At 69.0% G+C, this 997-nt stretch carries 1 protein-coding gene; it reads right to left on the bottom strand.

Annotated elements, in window-relative coordinates; translation table 11 throughout:
- Positions 1 to 631: 631 nt before the first annotated feature.
- The gene (locus QNO07_RS27470) at positions 632 to 895 is read right to left on the bottom strand and encodes a hypothetical protein (protein WP_283995253.1); all 264 of its coding nucleotides are present in this window, start codon (positions 893 to 895) and stop codon (positions 632 to 634) included.
- Between the last annotated feature and the right edge of the window lie 102 nt (positions 896 to 997).

Below are 997 nucleotides of genomic sequence, written 5' to 3'. Positions count from 1 at the left end.
GCATCCAGGACGTCTACACCCGCGACACCGGCTACCTCAACAGCTGGAAACTCACCTTCTGACCCGGACCCGGCCGGTCACCCGCCTCGTCGCCCCACGCCGCCGACGAGTCCCGGGTGGCCGGCCGCCCACGCGTCGAAGGAGGGACCGGGAACTGCATGCGACAAACGGGTGTGGGACGTCGAGCCGCCCACCGGCTCCGGACTCGTGCTGCGGCACGTGAGCCCCGACGGCGAGATGGGCTACCCGGCACGCTGCGGGTGAAGGTCGTCGTCTACACCCTCACCGGCCGCGGCGACTGGCGGATCGACCACCACGACGGCAAGGCCGCCACCACGACACCCGAGCCCGTAGCCGTCCTGCGCGACCCCGGCTCGGGCCGCAACCGAGCCCGGTCATGCCAGCAGTGTCGGCGTGTCCGAGACCGCCATGTCGGCAGCTCGGACACGCCGAGTGAGAGGAGCCATGGGTCAGGACTGCGGGCAGCTGAGGTCTCCGCACCACCGCAGGCGTGCCGACTCCCGCGCAGGGCAGTCAGGCCGCAGCCATGTGACACACCTCGGAACAACTGGCTCTGTGCTTCGAGCCGTTCGCCGGTAGGAGACCTTAGCCCCCGCCGGGCCGATCCGTGTCATACGCGGGCGCGCCGCCTTTCCCGCAGCACGTGGGTCAACTGCGCTACCGCTGAAAGCCAGAGCAGGGCTGCGGGCCATGCGGTCGCCCCCCAACCCTGCGCCAACGAGAGCGCAGCGACCAGGGCGCCGGCCAGGAAACCCGCGATTAGCGCAGCGGGGTCACGCCACACCGGCTCGACGGGGCGATCAACGAAGAACGTGACGAGTACAAAAACGAAGAGCACTGCCGCGCCGGCGTAGACCCAGATCTGACCATTCATCGGTCACTCCTCCCAAAGCCCATCACTTGCAGTGAGCTCTTCCGATCGTGCCCCGATCGGGTGGCTGTAGGGCCGTGACGTACGAAGCTCCCTACCCGTTGC

The organism is Streptomyces sp. 549, from assembly GCF_030124175.1.
Taxonomy (GTDB): domain Bacteria; phylum Actinomycetota; class Actinomycetes; order Streptomycetales; family Streptomycetaceae; genus Streptomyces.
Note: the sequence above shows the minus strand (reverse complement) of the source record. Positions and strands in the feature narration are given on the sequence as shown.